The sequence below is a fragment of the Flavobacterium fryxellicola genome, assembly GCF_900143245.1.
Classification (GTDB): domain Bacteria; phylum Bacteroidota; class Bacteroidia; order Flavobacteriales; family Flavobacteriaceae; genus Flavobacterium; species Flavobacterium fryxellicola.
Window position 1 is genome coordinate 267,636 of record NZ_FRDK01000002.1, and the last position, 19,726, is coordinate 287,361.

The 19,726-nt window shown below is 33.3% G+C and carries 22 protein-coding genes and 1 pseudogene; 12 read left to right on the forward strand and 11 right to left on the reverse strand.

Going from position 1 to position 19,726, the window contains the following annotated elements; translation table 11 throughout:
- The first annotated feature begins 50 nt into the window (after positions 1-50).
- Positions 51-2,279 carry an FUSC family protein gene (locus BUA03_RS04820; RefSeq protein WP_066078246.1) on the forward strand — a complete coding sequence of 743 codons (2,229 nt, stop codon included), beginning with the start codon at positions 51-53 and terminating at the stop codon, positions 2,277-2,279.
- A gap of 40 nt (positions 2,280-2,319) precedes the next feature.
- Here the strand turns inward: BUA03_RS04820 and BUA03_RS04825 are convergent, their stop codons facing one another.
- The 4 genes from BUA03_RS04825 to BUA03_RS04840 all read right to left on the reverse strand — a co-directional run bounded on the left by BUA03_RS04825 (position 2,320) and on the right by BUA03_RS04840 (position 4,900).
- Positions 2,320-3,816 carry a malate:quinone oxidoreductase gene (locus BUA03_RS04825; protein WP_066078243.1) on the reverse strand — a complete coding sequence of 499 codons (1,497 nt, stop codon included), beginning with the start codon at positions 3,814-3,816 and terminating at the stop codon, positions 2,320-2,322.
- Between the two features lie 118 nt (positions 3,817-3,934).
- The gene (gene ruvX / locus BUA03_RS04830) at positions 3,935-4,351 is read right to left on the reverse strand and encodes a Holliday junction resolvase RuvX (protein ID WP_066078240.1); all 417 of its coding nucleotides are present in this window, start codon (positions 4,349-4,351) and stop codon (positions 3,935-3,937) included.
- Positions 4,352-4,395: 44 nt separating this feature from the next.
- Positions 4,396-4,677, reverse strand: a complete 282-nt coding sequence (locus BUA03_RS04835) for a type II toxin-antitoxin system RelE/ParE family toxin (RefSeq protein WP_066078237.1) — start codon at positions 4,675-4,677, stop codon at positions 4,396-4,398.
- Positions 4,667-4,900 carry a hypothetical protein gene (locus BUA03_RS04840; protein ID WP_066078234.1) on the reverse strand — a complete coding sequence of 78 codons (234 nt, stop codon included), beginning with the start codon at positions 4,898-4,900 and terminating at the stop codon, positions 4,667-4,669. Before BUA03_RS04840 ends, BUA03_RS04835 begins: the two co-directional genes overlap by 11 nt.
- Positions 4,901-5,000: 100 nt before the next feature.
- Between BUA03_RS04840 and BUA03_RS04845 the strand changes: the two genes are divergently transcribed.
- The 4 genes from BUA03_RS04845 (at position 5,001) to BUA03_RS04860 (ending at position 8,769) form a co-directional block, all read left to right on the forward strand.
- On the forward strand, positions 5,001-5,816 hold the full coding sequence (locus tag BUA03_RS04845; RefSeq protein ID WP_066078892.1) for a 2,3,4,5-tetrahydropyridine-2,6-dicarboxylate N-succinyltransferase: 816 nt from the start codon (positions 5,001-5,003) through the stop codon (positions 5,814-5,816).
- Between the two features lie 36 nt (positions 5,817-5,852).
- Positions 5,853-6,833 carry a glycosyltransferase family 2 protein gene (locus tag BUA03_RS04850; protein ID WP_169807435.1) on the forward strand — a complete coding sequence of 327 codons (981 nt, stop codon included), beginning with the start codon at positions 5,853-5,855 and terminating at the stop codon, positions 6,831-6,833.
- A gap of 20 nt (positions 6,834-6,853) precedes the next feature.
- Entirely contained in the window at positions 6,854-7,918 is a 1,065-nt protein-coding gene (locus tag BUA03_RS04855) for a glycosyltransferase family 9 protein (protein ID WP_066078228.1), read from the forward strand.
- A 62-nt stretch (positions 7,919-7,980) separates the two neighbouring features.
- Positions 7,981-8,769, forward strand: coding sequence for a glycosyltransferase family 2 protein (locus BUA03_RS04860; protein WP_066078225.1), 789 nt, complete (start codon positions 7,981-7,983; stop codon positions 8,767-8,769).
- Here BUA03_RS04860 and BUA03_RS04865 read toward each other — a convergent pair.
- A complete protein-coding gene (locus tag BUA03_RS04865) occupies positions 8,752-9,513 on the reverse strand; it encodes a lipopolysaccharide kinase InaA family protein (protein WP_066078222.1) in 762 nt (253 codons plus the stop codon). The two genes, BUA03_RS04860 and BUA03_RS04865, sit on opposite strands and share 18 nt — an antisense overlap.
- A gap of 219 nt (positions 9,514-9,732) precedes the next feature.
- Here BUA03_RS04865 and BUA03_RS04870 point away from each other — a divergent pair, with 219 nt between their 5' ends.
- The 7 genes and pseudogenes from BUA03_RS04870 (at position 9,733) to BUA03_RS04900 (ending at position 15,653) form a co-directional block, all read left to right on the forward strand.
- The gene (locus tag BUA03_RS04870; RefSeq protein WP_066078888.1) at positions 9,733-10,842 is read left to right on the forward strand and encodes a glycosyltransferase family 4 protein; all 1,110 of its coding nucleotides are present in this window, start codon (positions 9,733-9,735) and stop codon (positions 10,840-10,842) included.
- Entirely contained in the window at positions 10,832-11,398 is a 567-nt protein-coding gene (locus BUA03_RS04875) for an L-threonylcarbamoyladenylate synthase (protein ID WP_066078219.1), read from the forward strand. Before BUA03_RS04870 ends, BUA03_RS04875 begins: the two co-directional genes overlap by 11 nt.
- Positions 11,399-11,497: 99 nt before the next feature.
- Positions 11,498-11,871: pseudogene (locus tag BUA03_RS04880) on the forward strand (GxxExxY protein).
- 25 nt (positions 11,872-11,896) lie between these two features.
- Positions 11,897-13,324: a CCA tRNA nucleotidyltransferase gene (locus BUA03_RS04885; protein ID WP_066078216.1), complete on the forward strand. Its 1,428-nt coding sequence runs from the start codon at positions 11,897-11,899 to the stop codon at positions 13,322-13,324.
- Positions 13,325-13,382: 58 nt separating this feature from the next.
- Entirely contained in the window at positions 13,383-14,402 is a 1,020-nt protein-coding gene (locus BUA03_RS04890) for a COX15/CtaA family protein (RefSeq protein ID WP_066078213.1), read from the forward strand.
- A 56-nt stretch (positions 14,403-14,458) separates the two neighbouring features.
- On the forward strand, positions 14,459-15,232 hold the full coding sequence (locus BUA03_RS04895) for a CDP-alcohol phosphatidyltransferase family protein (RefSeq protein WP_066078210.1): 774 nt from the start codon (positions 14,459-14,461) through the stop codon (positions 15,230-15,232).
- 238 nt (positions 15,233-15,470) lie between these two features.
- Positions 15,471-15,653, forward strand: a complete 183-nt coding sequence (locus BUA03_RS04900) for a CsbD family protein (protein WP_066078207.1) — start codon at positions 15,471-15,473, stop codon at positions 15,651-15,653.
- 107 nt (positions 15,654-15,760) lie between these two features.
- Here the strand turns inward: BUA03_RS04900 and BUA03_RS04905 are convergent, their stop codons facing one another.
- The 6 genes from BUA03_RS04905 to BUA03_RS04930 form a co-directional block, all read right to left on the reverse strand.
- On the reverse strand, positions 15,761-16,543 hold the full coding sequence (locus BUA03_RS04905; RefSeq protein ID WP_066078204.1) for a LytR/AlgR family response regulator transcription factor: 783 nt from the start codon (positions 16,541-16,543) through the stop codon (positions 15,761-15,763).
- A gap of 56 nt (positions 16,544-16,599) precedes the next feature.
- Complete coding sequence (locus BUA03_RS04910) at positions 16,600-16,935, reverse strand: 2TM domain-containing protein (protein ID WP_245792561.1); 336 nt, start codon at positions 16,933-16,935, stop codon at positions 16,600-16,602.
- 73 nt (positions 16,936-17,008) lie between these two features.
- Entirely contained in the window at positions 17,009-17,362 is a 354-nt protein-coding gene (locus BUA03_RS04915) for a 2TM domain-containing protein (RefSeq protein ID WP_066078198.1), read from the reverse strand.
- Between the two features lie 16 nt (positions 17,363-17,378).
- A complete protein-coding gene (locus tag BUA03_RS04920; RefSeq protein WP_066078194.1) occupies positions 17,379-17,678 on the reverse strand; it encodes a 2TM domain-containing protein in 300 nt (99 codons plus the stop codon).
- Positions 17,679-17,697: 19 nt separating this feature from the next.
- Positions 17,698-19,032: a histidine kinase gene (locus tag BUA03_RS04925; RefSeq protein WP_066078192.1), complete on the reverse strand. Its 1,335-nt coding sequence runs from the start codon at positions 19,030-19,032 to the stop codon at positions 17,698-17,700.
- Positions 19,033-19,087: 55 nt separating this feature from the next.
- Positions 19,088-19,708, reverse strand: coding sequence for a tetratricopeptide repeat protein (locus tag BUA03_RS04930; protein WP_066078189.1), 621 nt, complete (start codon positions 19,706-19,708; stop codon positions 19,088-19,090).
- Positions 19,709-19,726: the final 18 nt, after the last annotated feature.

A 19,726-nucleotide genomic window follows, 5' to 3' on the forward strand; every position in this document is an offset into this window, starting at 1 on the left:
TATCCTTTGTATAATTCATACAAATCTTACCTTTGCACGTATACAATTATATGTTTTATAAAATACTAAAATTTGCCGACAGTACTTATTTTACGAATGCTGTAAAAGTTACTATAGCGGCGGTCATTCCGGTTGTAGTATTTTCCTATATAGGTAAATTTGAGATGGGTTTTGCCATGGCTCTTGGTGCATTTTTTACGTATCCAAGTGATATTCCAAGTAGTTTAAAACACAAAATAAATGGTATTTTTGTCACTGCTTTGCTGGTGTCTGGTATTAATCTCCTAGTTAATATCGTTTATCCTTTATCGTGGATTTTCTATCCTTTTTTAGCTTTATTGATTTTCCTGATATCGATGATATCCGTTTATGGGCAGCGAGCCACCATGGTTTCTTTCTCTTGCTTGATTTCTGTGTCATTGGCCTTTGCCAGCATCAACACAGGTTGGATAATGGTACTGCATTCAGGTTTAATTCTTGCCGGCAGTCTATTCTACCTTTTAATTTCCCTTATTTTTCATTACGTAAGACCACATCGTTATATCGAATTACAAATTGCTGATTGTATTAAACTAACTGCTAAATACTTGAAACTGCGGGGTGATTTGTGGACTGTAAATGCTGATAAAAAATCGATCATAGAAAAACAATTGCATCTTCAGGTCGAACTAAATACCATTCACCAAAACATAAGGGAAGTGCTCATTAGTAGTCATACTACTTCCGGCTCTTCTAATCAAAATCGTAAAATGCTTTTGGTTTTTATTTCATTAGTTGAAATTCTTGAAGTCGCTTTATCTACGGCATTCGATCATGATAAATTACATCAAAAATTTGATGACCATCCGAATGTTTTATCAAGCTATCAACGTTTAGCTTACAATTTAGCAGCAAGTTTGAAGCAATTATCCAAAAGTGTTAAAAAGCATACGAAGTATACTTCCAAAAATACGTTGTTGCGTGATTTGAATTCCTTGCAACTTGCTATTGCAGATTATGAAAATGATTTAAAAAAAAATACTGCATCAGAAGGTGTTTTTATGTTGACAACCATGTTACAATATGCTGAAAAACAAGTAGAGAAAATAAAAATTGTCGAACGTGCATTCACGCTCAATTCTAACTCGTACGATTTGAAAGGCCTTGATAAGGATTTAGAGAAATTTCTAACACCACAGTATTATCCGTTGATTACATTAACCGAAAACCTAAGTTTTTCCTCAACTATTTTCAGGCATTCTTTGCGGTTAACAATAACATTGATGGTCGGTTTTATTATCGGAAAAATTTTACCGTTCCACAATGTATATTGGATTTTACTGACCATAATTGTCATTATGAGACCCGGTTATGGCTTAACAAAAGCCCGTTCTTTTCATAGAATAATTGGTACTGTTTTTGGCGGATTAATTGCTTTTGGAATCCTTTTTGTCGTTAAGGATATTAGGGTCATCAGTATTCTTTCCATAATTTGTATGCTATTAGGATTCTCTTTTACGCAAATAAACTATAAGGTAAGTGCGACTTTTATAACCATGTATGTCGTCTTTATTTATGGAATAGTCACCCCAAACATAGGCGATTTAGTTCAATACCGAATATTAGATACCGTTGTAGGAGCTGTTTTAGCGTTTTTAGCAACTCACTTTTTATGGCCTTCGTGGGAATTTTTAAACGTACCCGTTTATTTAGAAAAAGCGATCAAGGCGAATCAAGATTACCTAAAAGAAATTTCTATTTTTTACAACAAAAAAGGCAGTATTTCTACTTCCTATCGTTTGGCACGAAAAAACGCATTCATCGAAGTTGGGAATTTGATGGCTTCGTTTCAAAGAATGGTGCAAGAACCTAAATCCAAACAAAAACAATTACCCCAAGTGTATAAACTAGCGGTTTTAAATCACTCGCTTTTATCCTCTTTAGCTTCTTTAGGCACTTACATTCAATCCCATAAAACTACAAGCGCTTCTGAAGCGTTTAATGTAGTGGTTGATACTGTTCTTAAAAACCTAGACAATGCTATTTCATTGCTGAAAGACAACAACTTAAACCTACAAGCAAACCTTCCAAAAGAAGATTTAGCGATGCGGTTTTCAGAATTAAAAAGCATTCGAGAAAAAGAACTAAAAGAAGGATTTCCTATTGATGAAGAGGCATTCCAATTGAAAATGCAGGAAGCACAATTAGTAATAGAACAATTAATTTGGTTAATTAATTTATCTCAAAGCATCGTCAAAACGACAAAAATTATTAAAGAAAAAGGCGCTGAAAGTAGATAAAGTCTACCATTCAACGCCTCTTATTTATTTTGAAAAATTTCTAATTATTCAGTTTTAAAACAGCAGCCGTTTCTTTTCTAACTTCTTCTAATAAAATAGGATTATCATTCAACTTTTGACCATAAGAAGGAATCATTATTTTTAATTTTTCTTGCCACTCCGGAGTTTCAAATTGCTCCTTAAAACACCTTCCAATTAAATCTACCATAATTGAAACAGCAGTTGATGCACCGGGAGATGCACCCAGCAAAACAGATAAAGATCCATCGGCCGTAGTAATCACTTCTGTACCAAACTCCAGAATCCCACCTCCTTTTTCATCTTTCTTGATAACTTGTACCCGTTGTCCCGCTCGTTCTAAAACCCAGTCTTTTGATTTAGCGCCTGGAACATATTCTCTCAAAGCATTGATCCTGTCTTTTGGAGACTGACGCACTTGCTCAATCAAATATTTTGTAAGCGGAATATTTTTTATACCGGCAGCAATCATTGGTATAATATTATCACTTTTTATGGATAAAGGCAAATCAGAATACGAACCATTTTTTAAAAATCGAGTGGAAAAACCAGCAAAAGGACCAAAAAGCAACTGTCTCTCTCCATTTATCATTCGGGAATCAATATGAGGAACAGACATTGGTGGCGCACCCACACTTGCTTTTCCATACACTTTGGCTTGGTGTTTTGCAATGACTTCCGGATTAGTACATTTAAGCCATTGTCCACTTACCGGAAATCCACCATACCCTTTTCCTTCAGGAACATCTGCTTTTTCTAATAAGGGTAAAGAGCCTCCGCCAGCTCCAATAAAAACAAACTTAGTGTATGCTTTCCTTTTTTGGCCTGAAGCCAAATCAGTAATTTTTATTCTCCAAGATTTATCCTCTCGTTGTTTTAATTTTTGAACTTCATGGTTGAAATGAATGGTTACGCCTTCTAATTTTGTTAAATAACCAAAAATGCTCCGGGTTAACTCTCCAAAATTCACATCGGTACCTATTGCCATCGAAGTGGCGGCTACTTTATCTGAATCTTTTCTGCCTTCCATAACTAAAGGCATCCATTTGCTTAACTCTGAAAAATCAGTGCTAAAAACCATTTGCTTAAAAAGAGGATTTGACTGTAAAGCCTCAAATCTTGTTTTGAGATAGTCTACATTTTTTTCGCCCCAAACAAAACTCAGGTGAGGAATACTTTTAATAAAATTTTCTGGAGATGGAACTTTATTTTGCTTCACTAAGTAAGCCCAAAACTGTCGTGAAATTTCAAAAGATTCTGCAATACTAATTGCTTTTTTAGGATCAACACTACCATCAGCACTTTCAGGAGTATAATTAAGCTCACAAAAAGCAGAATGACCTGTTCCTGCATTGTTCCAAGCATCAGAACTTTCGGCAGCAGCAATATCTAATCTTTCGTAAATTTCAATTTTTAGATCTGGCTGTAATTCTTTTAAGATTAACCCTAAAGTGGCGCTCATAATACCAGCACCTATAAGGACTACTTCACTATTTGTACGTATGGTTGTATCAGACATAACATGATTTTATAGCGCAAAGATAAATTATATAATTCCTAAAAAAAGCATAAAATTAGACTAAAAAGTTACATTTATCAAACCGCTTTAGCAGAAAAAGCTTTATCCATTTGCTATTTTAAATCCTTTTTCGAGTTAAATAGTCTTGCAACATAATTGTTGCTGAGATTTCATCGATGAGCGCTTTGTTTTGCCGTTGTTTCTTGTTTAGTCCACTATCTATCATAGATTGGAAAGCCATTTTTGAAGTAAATCGTTCATCTACCCGTATCACTTTCATATCCGGAAAATGGTTAGTGAAATGGGTTACAAAACCCTTAATGATCGAAGCACTTTCTGAAGGTTCTCCATTCATTTGTTTGGGCTCCCCAATAAGTACAGCTTCTACTTTTTCTTGGAAGAAATAATCCTTTAAAAAAACGATTGCTGTTGCACTTGGAACCGTTGTTAATCCGGAAGCAATGATTTGCATTTCATCCGTAACAGCTATTCCAGTGCGTTTTTGTCCGTAATCTATAGCTAGAATTCTTGGCATTTATTTATATTTTTTTTCAAAGGTAAAAATGATGATTAATAAAACTAAAGTGAAGCTTTGTGTTTGATACATCCGAAAACAAAGATGGTGTTTTGTAGTACATTAATTTCATAATCACAAATATACCCCTTGAAAACGTAATCTCTTATATTTTCATTATCAAAATAAATTGACTTTTTGTAATGAAAAGGGTATTTTAAATCTTTTTTGATATTTTTAAGTAATTCTGATTTAAACTTTCTAGCTGCAGCTGGTTTATCTCTCGAAATATAATCAACCTGATTATTTAAGACAAACAAAAAATCGTCTTGAAGTCTAATTTTCATATTTAGAAATTGTTTCTTCAAATATGGCATCTGCCTCTTCTATAGTATAAAATTTTGCTGTACCACTTTTCAATTTATTATAAGCGATATTCAATTTTTTCTTATTTTCATCAAAATCTTCATCTTCCTGAACTATTTTCAATTCATCCGAAGAAAAAGAACTCAATAATTCTAAAATTTTCACTTTGATATTCGGATTAAATTCAAGTCTTATAGTTTCCATAGCACATCCATTTTAATATACAAATATATAACATTTTGAAATCAAATTGACTTTTTGCTTTTGGTTAAAAATCCTATCTTTGTCAAAAATTATCAAAAAAATGAATCCATTACAACTGATTATAGAACAAGCTTGGGACAACCGTGCTTTGTTACAAGAAACTACAACTACTGATGCTATCAGAGAAGTTATTGAATTATTAGACACCGGAAAATTGCGTGTGGCTGAACCAGTAGCTGAAGGTTGGCAAGTAAACGAATGGGTAAAGAAAGCGGTTGTTATGTATTTCCCTATTCAAAAAATGGAAACGTTACATTCCGGTATTTTTGAATATCACGACAAAATGTTATTAAAAAAAGACTTTGCCGAAAAAGGAATTCGCGTAGTTCCCAATGCAGTCGCGCGTTATGGAGCATACATTTCAAGTGGTGTAATTTTGATGCCAAGTTATGTAAACATAGGTGCTTATGTTGACGAAGGAACTATGGTGGATACATGGGCAACAGTAGGAAGTTGTGCACAAATAGGCAAGCATGTTCACCTGAGCGGTGGTGTAGGAATTGGTGGTGTTTTAGAACCGTTGCAAGCCGCTCCTGTAATAATTGAAGATGGGGCTTTTATTGGTTCTCGTTGCATTGTAGTTGAAGGTGTTCATGTGGGTAAAGAAGCGGTTCTAGGTGCCAATGTTTGTTTGACAGCCTCTACAAAAATCATTGATGTCACGGGCGAAACTCCGGTTGAAATGAAAGGATTTGTTCCTGCTCGTTCTGTAGTGATTCCGGGTAGTTACACTAAATCATTTCCTGCAGGAGATTTTCAAGTTCCGTGCGCATTGATCATCGGACAACGAAAAGCGTCCACTGATTTAAAGACCTCTTTGAATGATGCGTTGCGCGAATATAACGTAGCGGTTTAATCCGTCTTGTTCAAAAACACTAATAAAAAAGACCTATTGGATATTTCAATAATTATTGTTAATTACCGTGGTTGGAAAGCCTTAGATGACTGTTTAGTCTCTATTGAGTCCATCAATACTAACACTTTAACTTTTGAAGTCATAATTGTTGACAATTTTTCTAATGATGGGCAATTCGCTGTTTTTAAACAAAAGTATTCTGGTTTTACATTTATAGAAAATTCTGGTAATAATGGTTTCTCAAATGGGTGCAACTTTGGTGCAAGTATGGCTCAGGGAAACCATTTCCTTTTTTTGAATCCAGATACAAAACTCACTTTTGAAGCCCTAGAAATTCTTTTGCAAACCGCTATTTTACATCCTGAAATCGGAATTTTATCTTGTTTGCAAATAAATGAAAATGATGTTTTTTACAAACAGAATAATTTATTTCCTGCTTTCGGTCGCTTTTTTGGTATTTCAAGATCCCTTTTTAGAAAGTGGAACAAAACAAAACTGCAAAAACGTTTCAATACTACTGATGCTCTTTTTTATCCTGATTGGGTAACGGGAGCCGTTATTTTTATAAGTCGGGAATGGTTCCGAAAAATAAAAGGCTGGAATGAAGATTATTGGTTGTATTTTGAGGATGTAGACCTTTGTAAAAAGATAACGCACGTTGGAGGAAAAGTAGCGGTCACGAGAAAAACAAGCATATTCCACCAACATGGTGGTGCGTCCCGATTAAATGTTAAGACAAAAGCCCTCACAAAAACGGAAGTAATCATTTCGAAACACGTTTATGTTAGCAATCAATTTTCAACAGGAATTCAATTATATTTACAAAGTGTATTGATTATAGGAGTTCTTGCAGAGAAAACATTCTTATCTCTTTTAAGTCTATTTTTATTTTTTATTCCAAAGTTAAAAGTGAACCGTTTAATGCTTAAAAACCTAGCTGTTTATTATTTCAATGCACTGCAAAACCAAACATGGATTAGTCCTCGTGCTATGAATTACTTGAAAACAAAAGTATAATTTTTCTAAATTCACGTCAAATGAAAATACTTGTAATTCAGCAGAAGATGATTGGAGATGTTTTAGTAAGCTCCCTATTATGCGATAATTTGCGCAAAGCGTATCCAAATGCTCAAATAGATTATATGGTTTATGAATCTACACGAGCCGTTGTAGAAGGCAATTCAAGTTTTGATAGTTTAGTCCTTTTTGAAAAAAAGCATCAAACAAGCAAATGGGAATATTTTAAATTATTAAAATCCATTCGTGCCGAAAAATATGATATCGTTATCGATGCTTATTCCAAGTTAGAAAGCTGGCTGGTAGTACTATTTTCGGGAGCAAAACAAAAAATTTCCTACTGGAAAAAAGGAAGAGACTTCCTTTACACCGATACAATCAAAAGAAAACAAGCATCAAGTACAAATTTAGGTTTAATCATCGAGCAGCGCTTGTCGTTACTAGATCCTCTGCATCTCGATATTAAATTAGAAACTTTCCCTAGAATTTATGTTTCACAAAAGGAAAAAGAATTTGCAACATCGCTTTTTGAATCACAAGCAATAAATAGGTCAAAAAAAACAATCATGCTTAGCATTATTGGAAGCAGTTTGGATAAAACCTATCCACTGGACTACATGTCAAAACTCATTGATTTCATAGCTGAAAAAGGCGATGTTAATTTGCTCTTTAATTACATGCCACAGCAATCTGGAGAAGCCAAACTAATTTACGATGGATGTAAAGAAGCAACTAAATCTAAAATCTACCCTACAGCTTTAGGAAAAAATATAAGAGAGTTTATTGCCATAATGGATTCTTGTGACTTAATAATTGGTAATGATGGTGGCGCTATAAATATGGCAAAAGCTTTAGAAAAACCTTCCTTTATCATTTTTTCCCCGTGGATTGATAAAAAAGGATGGGCTACTTTTGAAGATGGTGTTAATCATGTTTCACTGCACCTCCAAGAATTCAAACCCAATTTATTTGAAGGAATATCCGCTAAAATTATAAAAAAAGAAACTGCAGCCTTTTATAAAGAGTTTACTCCAGAGTTGATTTATCCTGCATTAAATACTTTTTTACAAACACATTTAAAATAATGACTAACGTCAAAGTTTGAAGTACAACAGAATATTTTATTTTTGTAAAACAGACAAAACTAATGAATCATAATTCCAATACTGAAATTTCAGTTTTAATAATCACTCTAAACGAGGAGAATCAAATTAGGGAACTATTAGCTGACTTGGATTTTGCTGATGAAATTATTGTTGTGGATTCATTTAGTACAGATCAAACAGCAGCGATTTGTCGCTCATTTAAAAAGGTAACTTTTATCCAACATAAATTTGAAAATTATTCTTCACAAAGAAATTTTGCTGTAGCTCAAGCAAGAAACGACTGGGTTTTATTTCTTGATGCAGATGAAAGACTAACTCCTGATTTAAAAAAAGAAGTTATAACGACAGTAAAAAATAACGAAACAATTGCTGCTTTTCTTTTCCAACGTACCTTTATGTTTCAAGAACAAGTACTGCATTTCAGCGGAAATCAAACAGACAAAATATTTAGACTTTTTAACAAAAACAATGCAGAATACAGTAAAGATAGACTTGTGCACGAAAAATTAAAAGTACAGGGAAACGTAGGTATTCTAAAAAACAAACTCATTCATTATTCCTATTCCAGTTATGATGGGTATAAAGAAAAAACCATCCGCTACGGAAAACTTAAAGCACAGGAGAAGTTTCTTAAAAATCAAAAGCCTTCCTTTTTATTGCGCTTTTTACATCCCGCATATAATTTTATGTTCAATTATATTGCGCGATTAGGATTTCTTGATGCAAAAAAAGGGTTGATTATCTGTTATCTAAATGCCAATTCTGTTTATATTCGATACCAAGAATTAGAAGTACTTTGGAATAAAAAGTCGCTATCTCCAAAACAATAATTTCTTTTTACGAGCAATCTTCTTGTGAAATTGTGTCTGAAAATCATTGGTATAAAAACACATTTTAGCAAAAACAACATCGTATTTTTTATGATATAGTTTTGCATACGCATCACTCATCACCGCCAACATCTCTGTTTTTGGCGTAAGCCGATTAAAATTTTTCATACGCATCTCAAAGTCCATCGCGCCGTGAAAATTCATTCGGTTTAGATCCACCAAGAAAAATTCATATTGATTCCCACTCCTCTTTTTAATCAACGTATTTCCAGGCGAATGATCCAGAAATTCAATTCCTTTTTCATGTAAATCGAAAGTGAATTTAGTGAACTGACGTAAAATATTTTCATGATCGGGATACTCTGGATGCAGCACTAATTCTCTAAAAGTTAGATCGGACAGAAGGTGTTCGCTAATATAAAAGCTTTCTTCGAGACCAGAGAATTTAAAATTTTCAGCGTAAGCAATTGGTTGTGGTGTTCCAATACCATTTTCAATCAATCGATTAGCATACTCGAATGAGCGTCTGGCCTTTGATTTTCTAAAATACTTGTACGCCACCTGATTAATAAGATTTGGTATTTTAAAAGACTTGATATTAATCGTTTTATCCCCTAAGTCATACAGTTTAATCTTATTTCTTTGACCATCACCAAATAGTTTTCCTTCTGAATCAAAATTAGTAACACAGGTTTTAATTCGTTTCTCAGAAGATTGAAAAGAAGGATTAAAGATATATTTCATAAAAAGAAGAATTGAATGACAAAAGTAGGTATTGAATTCAACACTTAAAAAATTTAATGTAATTTTACCAAAAAATTTAACTAATCCCTTTTTTTAGTAGCGATCCTTGAGGATACAACGGGTGTTTTGCTGCGTATTTCTCAGCAATCGGAATTGGATTTTAAGTTAAATAGTGATGTACAAAAAAGTAAAAAACCAGCTTTAAATAATAATAAAAGAATGACAATTTTACATATTTCAGCAGTTAAAAGTTGGGGCGGCGGTGAAAACCATATCGAAAATCTATGTTTCGAGTTGGCAGCATCAAATCCAGAAGTAAACAATGTAGTGCTATGCGTAAAAGACGAGCTTTTTCATCAGCGACTTTCTAAAACCAGTATCACAACAGAAACAGCTCCTTTATCTATTAATCTAGATGTTCGTTTTGTATTAAAAATAATAAGGCTGAGCAAAAAATATAAGGCTGATGTTATTCACCTGCATGATCCTTCAGCGATCGTTTTAGCGATTATTGCCGATAAATTTTCCAGTTTACCCCCTTTTGTTTTCAGCAAAAAGACATCGTTTCCCATCAAAAATAAAAAGGGAACACTTTATAAATATAATTATTTTAAAATTAAAAAATATTTATGCGTTTCAGAAGAGACTAAAAGAATCACGGCGGCATCAATAATTGATAAAGAAAAGTTGATAACGATTTACCACGGGACCAATATTAGTACTAAAAGTACACAAACTCCTTTTTTATTGAGAGAAAAATTTACTATTGATCCTTCTGTAAAAATAATTGGAGTTATTGGCAATCACATTCGAGCAAAAAATTTCGAAACATTGATTGAAACCGTGAATATAATAGTGAATATTCAAAAGAGAACTGATTTTATTTTTATTCAAATTGGAAATTATACGGATCGAACTGACGATTTATTAGCAAGCGTAAAAAACTTGAATTTGGAAAAAAACATTCTGTTTTTAGGATACATGCCAAGTGCTTCGAATTTCATCCCGCAATTTGACGCTCTAGTACTGACCTCTCAAAGCGAGGGAATTCCACAAGTTATTTATGAGAGTTTTTATCATAAAATACCCGTTATCAGCACTGATGTTGGCGGAATTCCTGAAATTATAAAAGATGGAATAAATGGCTTATTAGCCCCAAAGCAAAGCCCAGAAATAATAGCAAGTCAACTTGAATATCTATTCAAAAACGAGAATTTGATAGCTGATTTTGTTGCTATTTCGAGAGAAAATCTCATGAAGTACTATACTACGACCATAATGGCACAAAAGACTTTAAAAGAATATAAAACTATTGTAAATGGAAATTAACGACGAAGTATTCAAAGCCCACGAAATAATAAAAGAAGGCGGTATAATCCTTTATCCAACTGACACTGTTTGGGGAATTGGTTGTGATGCCACAAATCCAGAGGCTGTTGCCAAAATCTATAAACTCAAGAAAAGAGCACAAAGTCAAAGCATGATTGTTTTGATGAATGGAGATAAAATGATGTACAATGTTTTCAAGGAAATTCCAGAGGTGGCTTGGCAAATCATAGAATTATCTGAAAATCCAACAACCTTAATTCTGGATAAGCCCCGAAATGTAGCCGCAAATTTAATTGGTCCAGACAACACACTGGGAATCCGAATCGTAAAAGAGCCTTTTTGCTTTAAACTACTGGAAAAGATGAAAAAGCCATTAGTTTCTACTTCGGCAAATATTTCAGGGCAGCCAACACCAAAAAGTTTTAAAGAAATTAGTCCAGAGATTATAAAAGGTGTGGACTATATTGTAAATTTGCATCGCGATAAAATTGCTGGAAAACCGTCTACAATCATAAAACTGAGCGCTGATAGCCAGGTTAAAATTATTCGAAAGTAGCTTTTTTTTTGCCAATGATTCACTGATTAAGAAATATAAATTTTAGTAGTAACAAAGAATCTATTTTAATCACAAAGTATTTTATTTAAAGATCAATATATGTCGAACTACTTATACGAAGAAGATACCTATAAAATCATTGGCGCTTTGATAGAAGTTCATAAAAATCTTGGCAAAGGCTTTTCAGAAATTGTGTCTAAAGATGCATTTGAATATGAGTTAAACAAAATTAATATTCCTTTTGAAAGAGAAAAAAAATATGTAGTTCCTCATAAAGGCACTATTTTAAATCACAAATTCTACTCTGATTTTGTCGTTTTAAATAAAATAATACTTGAAATAAAACCTACTGATTCACTCCATGAAAAACATATTTCTCAATGTTGAATTATTTGCATGTTTCTGGTTATAAACTTGCAATTTTAGTAAATTTCAATAAGACCTCCCTTGAATACAAAAGAATAATCAAATAATATTTTGAAAAAAATCTGTGAATCTGTGACTACTTTAAACAATTATAAATCGGCATTACATAATAAAATTTTCGAAGTCATCGCTCAAGCTTCCCAAGAACTAAACATTAAAAGTTATGTAATTGGTGGTTTTGTGAGAGATTTGATCTTAAACAGAGACTTTAAAAAAGACATTGATATCGTAGCCGTAGGAAGCGGTATCGAACTGGCACTTAAAGTTTCTGAATTACTTCCAAAGAAACCAAAAGTTCAAGTTTTCAAGACGTATGGTACTGCCATGTTGCGTTTTGAAGATACCGAAATTGAGTTTGTAGGCGCAAGAAAAGAATCGTACCATTTTGAAAGTCGGAATCCAGTTGTCGAAAATGGAACGCTGGAAGACGACCAAAACCGACGCGATTTTTCGATAAATGCTTTGGCACTATCTTTAAACAGAGAAAATTTTGGAGAACTATCCGATCCATTTGACGGTTTGGTTGCTTTAGAAAATAAAATAATAAAAACGCCTTTGGATCCGGATATTACTTTTTCTGACGATCCCTTACGTATGTTACGAGGCATTCGTTTTGCCAACCAATTGGGCTTTGAAATTGAAGAAAATTCGTTACAATCGATTACAAAAAATGCGGCACGAATCAAGATTATTTCGGGAGAGCGGATTGTTGATGAACTCAACAAAATCCTTCTGACAGATAAACCTTCCATAGGATTTTTGCTTTTGTTCAAAACAGGACTTTTAGATATTATCTTGCCAGAATTGACCGCTTTGAATCAGGTAGAGGAAATTGAAGGACATACCCATAAAAATAATTTTTACCACACACTCGAAGTTGTTGATAACATTTGTCCTTATACAGATGATGTATGGCTGCGATGGGCAGCGCTTTTGCATGATATAGGTAAGGCTCCAACAAAACGTTTCAATAAAAAACAAGGCTGGACTTTTCACGGGCACGAATTCTTGGGTGGTAAGATGGCAAAAAAGATATTTGAACGGTTACACCTGCCTTTGAACCAAAAGATGAAATTTGTACAAAAAATGGTGGTGATGAGTTCACGGCCTATCGTCCTGTCCCAAGATACGGTGACGGATTCTGCGGTGCGTCGCTTGGTATTTGATGCAGGCGAAGATGTCGAAAATTTAATGACATTGTGCGAAGCAGATATTACGACCAAAAATCCCAATAAATTCAAAAAATACCACAACAATTTTGAAATCGTCCGCAAGAAAATTGTGGAAGTAGAGGAGCGTGATCAAGTGCGTAATTTCCAACCGCCTATTTCAGGAGAGGAAATTATGGAGCTCTTTAACTTGAAGCCGTCTAAAGAAATTGGGACGCTGAAGGAAGCGATTAAAGAAGCGATTCTAGAAGGTGAAATACCAAATGAATATCAAGCTGCTTATGATTTCATGTTGAAAAAAGCAATAAAATTAGGATTAATTAAAGTTTAACTATTGTGTATTCTCTTTCCAAAACAAAAAAAGATAATTTTACAAAAATTTATTTCCAATGCAAAAATACTTTTTAAAATCAGCCAAAATAGCTTTAGTTCTTGTATACTTAGTCATTTTTGCAGGTGCATTTGTGCGACTCACAGGTTCTGGAATGGGATGTCCTGATTGGCCAAAATGCTTTGGATATTACATTCCACCAACAGAACAAAAAGAATTACTGTTTACTGCTGGCAAAGAATATGATAAAGGTCAAGTGATCATTAAAGAAGAATCGCTACTAGTTGCTAAAACTGATTTTACCTCCAAGCCAACTTTTGACGCATCCAAATGGGAAAAATATACCAAACACGATTACGCCATCTTCAATCCCTTGCATACCTGGGTAGAGTATATCAATCGTTTATTAGGCGCATTAGCTGGAATCGCATGTATCATCACTTTTATTTTATCTTTTGGCTATTGGGCAGCAAATAAAAAACTCATCTTACTTACTTTTTTGGTTTGTATTTTGATGGGATTTCAAGCGTGGTTAGGCAAAACAGTGGTGGATTCTGATTTAAGTCCTTTTAAAATAACTACTCACATGCTGGCGGCTTTGTTAATCGTAGCCTTTCAATTAATTGTTATTTACACAGTACAAAAAAATAGAAAACAAATTATTTTTAATACCAAATTCAACTTTATTCTAGTTCTCTCTTTGGTTCTTACACTGATCCAAATCGTATTGGGAACAGATGTCCGAGAACAAGTCGATATCATAGCAAAAACTGGTGCACCAGAAATTATGTGGCTTCAAAATCCTACGATCATATTTTATATTCACCGTTCTTTTTCAATAATAGTATTACTAACAAATTTGTATTTATTTTTACTAAACAGCAAGTTAGGTTTAGGCTTTTCGAAAATAAAATGGGTAATGGTAATACTATTGATAGAGATTCTTTCTGGAATAGCAATGTACTATTTTTATTTCCCATTTGGCACCCAAACCATACATATCGTATTAGCAACAATCTTATTTGGTGTACAATTTTATACTGTTTTAGAATCTAATTCGAAGAAAATTGCCTTATAAAAAATTTTCACCGTTGACTATATTGTCACATTTACCTTTGTTTACGAACTATTAAAATGTCAAAACTAGCTGCTCAAGATAAATTTTTAGATTTATCAGACTATGGAAGAACCTTCGGGAACTTTCTAGCCAATCAATTAAAAAATACCCGCTTTACACCCATACATGTTACGTTACTTTTTGGTGTTTCAGGTTTATTTGCTATCTACAGCATTCTTGACGGATCGTATTTTTGGGCTGGATTTTTTATCGTTTTAAAATCAGGAATCGATGCTGCTGATGGCGAATTAGCACGGATAAAAAACACACCATCTTACACAGGAAGGTATCTTGATAGCGTTTTCGATATAATTCTTAATTTTCTATTTTTGATGGCGATTTGTTATGTCTCAAAAACGAGTATCTGGCTGACAATTTTAGCCTTTATCGGCATCCAATTGCAGGGAACATTATACAATTATTACTATGTGATTTTAAGAAACAAATCGGTTGGCGGAGATACAACTAGTAAAATTTTTGAATACAAATCCCCTCGTGCTTTACCTGGAGAAACTCAAAAATCTGTTAATATCTTATTCTTTGTTTACACAATCGTTTACGGTCTATTTGACAAAATAATTCACACATTAGACAAAGATGCGTACAAAGTAAAAACCTTTCCTAACTGGTTTATGACCGTAGTCAGTATTTATGGATTGGGCTTTCAATTACTCATTATAGCTGTCATGCTGTCTCTCAATTTAATAGAATACATCATCCCGTTTTTTATAATCTATACCGTTTTAATTTTTGTGATAATTGGGATTAGAAAGGCGTGTTTTAAGGTCTAAAACCATTATAGATGTAATCTATACTAATAACTTAATACACGCATTACCATACCTTTAAACTAAACCACTTTAACATTTACTACAACCGTAGTTGCAACAAATTTGAGTAGTACAATTTAAAATAAGAAAACGTATTCTATAGGAATTATGAAATAGTTCAATAGAATTATATAACATTTTTAGCCTTTAAATTAACGAAATTTGTAAAGAACAAATAGTAATTTAAAACTTAGATATTATGCCAAATTCAAAAGAGATTGAAGGAAACTGGAATGAGTTGAAAGGAAAACTGAAACAAAAATTTGCTGATTTGACGGACGATGATTTACTTTATGATGAAGGTAAAGAAGATGAAATGTGGGGTAAATTACAGCAAAAATTAGGTAAGACAGAAAAAGAAATTAAATCATTATTTGATTAATTTTTAATTCCTAAACGGACTTAAAACTGTTTCAATTGTTAGATTCAAAAATTTCCTTTTGGGGCATTTTGACTTTCAATTGAAACAGTTTTTTTTATGTTGTAAAACTATCCAATCCACGTCTTAAAATCGGATACTTTTTCTCTACTCACAATCACTTCTTCCTCTTTATACGAAGGCAAAATAACTTTCAAACGAGAGTTGCTGTACACGACAATTTCTTTGATTGCTTTCAGCGGAATTATAAATTTTCTACTGATCCGAAAGAAATCTGCGGGATCTAATTCCTGCTCTAAAAGTTCCAAAGTACATTCGATTAAATAATTCCTTTTGTCAAAAGTATGCAAATAGGTTCCTTTATTTTCACTAAAAAAACATTCAATTTCATCAATGGAAATCACTTTCAAATGTTGGCCTATTTTTACCGTAAACCGTTTTTTATAATTTTTATCAAACGGATTGGTCAGCATCCTTTTGATTTGCTCAAAATCGATTCCAAGGCTTTGAGGTTGTAATTCTTGCTTTGGCAAAAGCGACTTGAATTTAGCAACAGCAACTTCGAGATCATCTTCGTCAATGGGTTTCAAAAGATAATCGATGCTATTCAATTTGAAAGCACGAAGCGCATATTCATCATAAGCTGTTGTAAAGATTACGGCGCTTTTTATGGCACACTTAGCGGATATGAAGTATTCAAATATTTCAAATGATAAACCATCGGACAATTGAATGTCTAGAAAAATTAAATCTGGATGCGAATTTGTAGAAAACCACTCAATAGCTTCCTCGACTGAATGCAGCATCACTCCCACCTTAATATCTAGCTTTTCCAGTTTTCGTTGAAGCAATCGCGCTGCGGGTTTTTCGTCTTCGATTATAATTGTTGTCATTTTTTAAAATTAAGTTTATACAAAAAATTAGAGAACTAGATATTAAACACTTGCTCTTATTCCCATTTCTCTTTTTTTTCTTTCTCCATCAACTCTTTAATTTTTTTTTCTTCCCATTTTTTTCCAAAAAATATATTTCCTCCAAAAACAGATACGCCATGAACCAGTAATCCTATTCCCCAAAAAAATGCAGTAAAGAAGTTCTCGATTTTAAAATAACTTTCTTCTGGCGCCAAATCATTGCTATTTAGAAAAAATATTAAAATATTAACCACTACGTAAATCATTAAATGAGTATAAAAACCTTTCAATTTTTTCACTCTCCGTCGTGCTACTGCGTATTTATCTTCGGGTTGATGGCTGTCAGAGTCCATCTTATAGGTACTTCTCATCTTGTTTGCTTTTTATGAAATAAATTAGGCTTTACTGGTTCAAAAAATCTAATTTCAAAATTAGTACTTGGGATTACTCCTCCTTGATATTTTTGTCTTTTTCAATTAATTCTCGAATCTTTCGCTCTTCCCAATCTTTGTTAAAAATTAAATGCCCACCAAAAACAGATACTCCATGTGCAATTAATCCAATTCCCCAAAAAAATACTGTGTTCCAAGTTTGCCAACGCCAAAAATTTTCCACTCCAACTTCAGATTTATTAAACGATAAAATAAGTAAAAAAGAATTTACGAGTACATACACTACTACATGAACATAAAATCCTTTCATTCGTTTTACTTTTTTGTAAGCCAAATCATAGCGAATATCTGGATTATAATTCCCCATTTCACTCTCCTTTAGCAACTGTCTTTTTAAGCGTTCCATGTTGATTTTGTTTTAATTATTCCCAATTTCCTTTACTCTCCTTATCCATCAACTCTTTAATCTTTTGCTCTTCCCAATCTTTACCTAGGAAAGGCATGTAGTTGAACACTTTCATCCCATGAATGATTACTCCAATTCCCCAACCCAATAACGGCCAATAAAACCATAAGTGATTAGGAGATGTTACAAGATTGATTACGAGTAATACTAAATTAAAGACAATATATGAACTCAAATTTCCATAAAATCCTTTTATTTCTTCAATTTGTTTTTTCGCCTTAAAATAACGCTCTTCGTTTTGATAGGTATTTCCCATAATTTTTTTATTTACAGAATTAATTCCAGTTTTGGCTCTGATCCTCTTTTCGCAGTATTTCCTGAATTTTCCTTTCTTCCCAATTCGAACTGTATCCAAAAACTTTCAATCCATGCATGATCAATCCAAAACCCCATCCACCGGCAGAAAACCAAAACCATTGAAATTGTGGCGAATACGTTAGGTTTATAAATATCAAAAAAGGAATGACACAACAGTACGAAATCAGGTTTCCGTAAAATCCTTTTAGTTCTTCTACTCTTTTTTTTGCTCTAAAATAAGCATTGTTTTCGCTATAATTTTTTGTCGTTTCCATAACCGAAATCTGTTTTGTCAGAATGGGTATTTTTACAGTAAATGTATTCTCGTTTTGAGAAATTAACACTTTCCTTTTAGTGATGATCCCATAGCGATTGATGATATTTTGCAACCCTACGCCTTGACGATCCTGCAAAACTTCTTTCTTTTGATAATCATTTTGAACGGCCAAATAATCTCCTTCAACATAAATCCGAATATGCAATGGTCTTTGCTCACTGACCACATTATGCTTCACCGTGTTCTCTAGTAAAAGCTGCAAGGAGAGCGGAACCACTTTAGCTTCTGTACTTATAACTGCTGTTGGTAATTCATAGAATAAGCTATTTTCAAAACGCATTTTCAATAAATTCATATACGTTTTGGCGAAAGCCAACTCCTCAGCAACACTCACTAATTCTTTGTCTTTTTGTTCTAAAACATAACGATAAATTTTAGACAACGAGGTTGTAAACCGCTGTGCATTTTCCGGATTTTCTTCGATCAGGGAACTCAGCACATTCAAGCTATTAAAAAGGAAATGAGGATCAATTTGATTTTTTAAACTTTCAAATTTTGCGTTGGCCGTTCCTGCAATGATTTTCTGTTCTTTAACTTTGTTTTCGTTATACGCTTTATAAAAATAGATGGCATGTATTGCTAGAGTAACAAAAAAAGTAATAATAATTGGTACAAGATAGTTCTCTGGTTTTTCGTTTTTGAGAAACTTTTGCAGACTTTGGTTGTTATACACTACTTCTTCAAACAAGTGCAATAAAAAAATTACCATTAAAGACAAGACAACCGAGCCCGCGAAACCAACAAATAATCTCATTTTTGAAAAACGATCAACAAAGAGAGCATCCAATTTCATAAAAAACAGTGAATTGGTGCCATACAACGTAAGCGTATATAAAGCCGTAAAGAAAAACTGGATTAGCAATCTTTTGCCAAAATGGATTTCACCATCCATAATCAGATTGATAATTTGCATTACTACAAAAACAACCAGAGTTAGTTTTAGTGCCTTTTGTAGTTGTTGGAATAGTAGATTCATTTGTATCCTTTTTGATGTCGTTTATATTGTTTAAACCAGTTTAGAACCTCAGGTTTTATTTGCAATTTTTCTGTGCTTCGATGGCTCTTTCTAAACCCCATTTTGGAGAGAAAGGTGTTTCTGGTTTAAAAGTAGCAAAAAGTCCAATAGCTTTTTCAATTTGAGCGCACATTGGTTTGGTATCGGTTCCCCAAAATTGCGCTCCACCAATTTCAAACTCCGCTTTTCCAAAAACTACTCTTGGATTTTCTGGCGCAATTGCCTGCGCTTTTCTATACAATTCCATCACGGTTCCTGATAATTTTTGTCCATTTGTCATTGGGTCAAAAGCAATCCAAGCAGTGTGAATCATAGCTTGCATCACCAATAATTCGGCATTATTTGGATTTTTATCCATTTCTATATCCAGTGATTTTTGTGCTCTTGAAAGCAATAAATTCATTTGATCTTTGTCTTTTGTTTTAAAAGCAGTAGTTGTATTTATTAATGCAACATAATAATTAGGCAACCAACTTGTTTTTTCGGCAGCTGCAATTCGTTCGAATAGATCTGAAGCTTCCGTGTTTTTTCCTTCGCCCCATAACTGGAAGGCTTTTCCCATTCCTTGCTCAAATTGCCCCTGAGCGGATACTAAACTGCAGATGAAAAATACGATTGTGGTGATAATTTTGGTCATGATTTCTTGTTTTTAAAT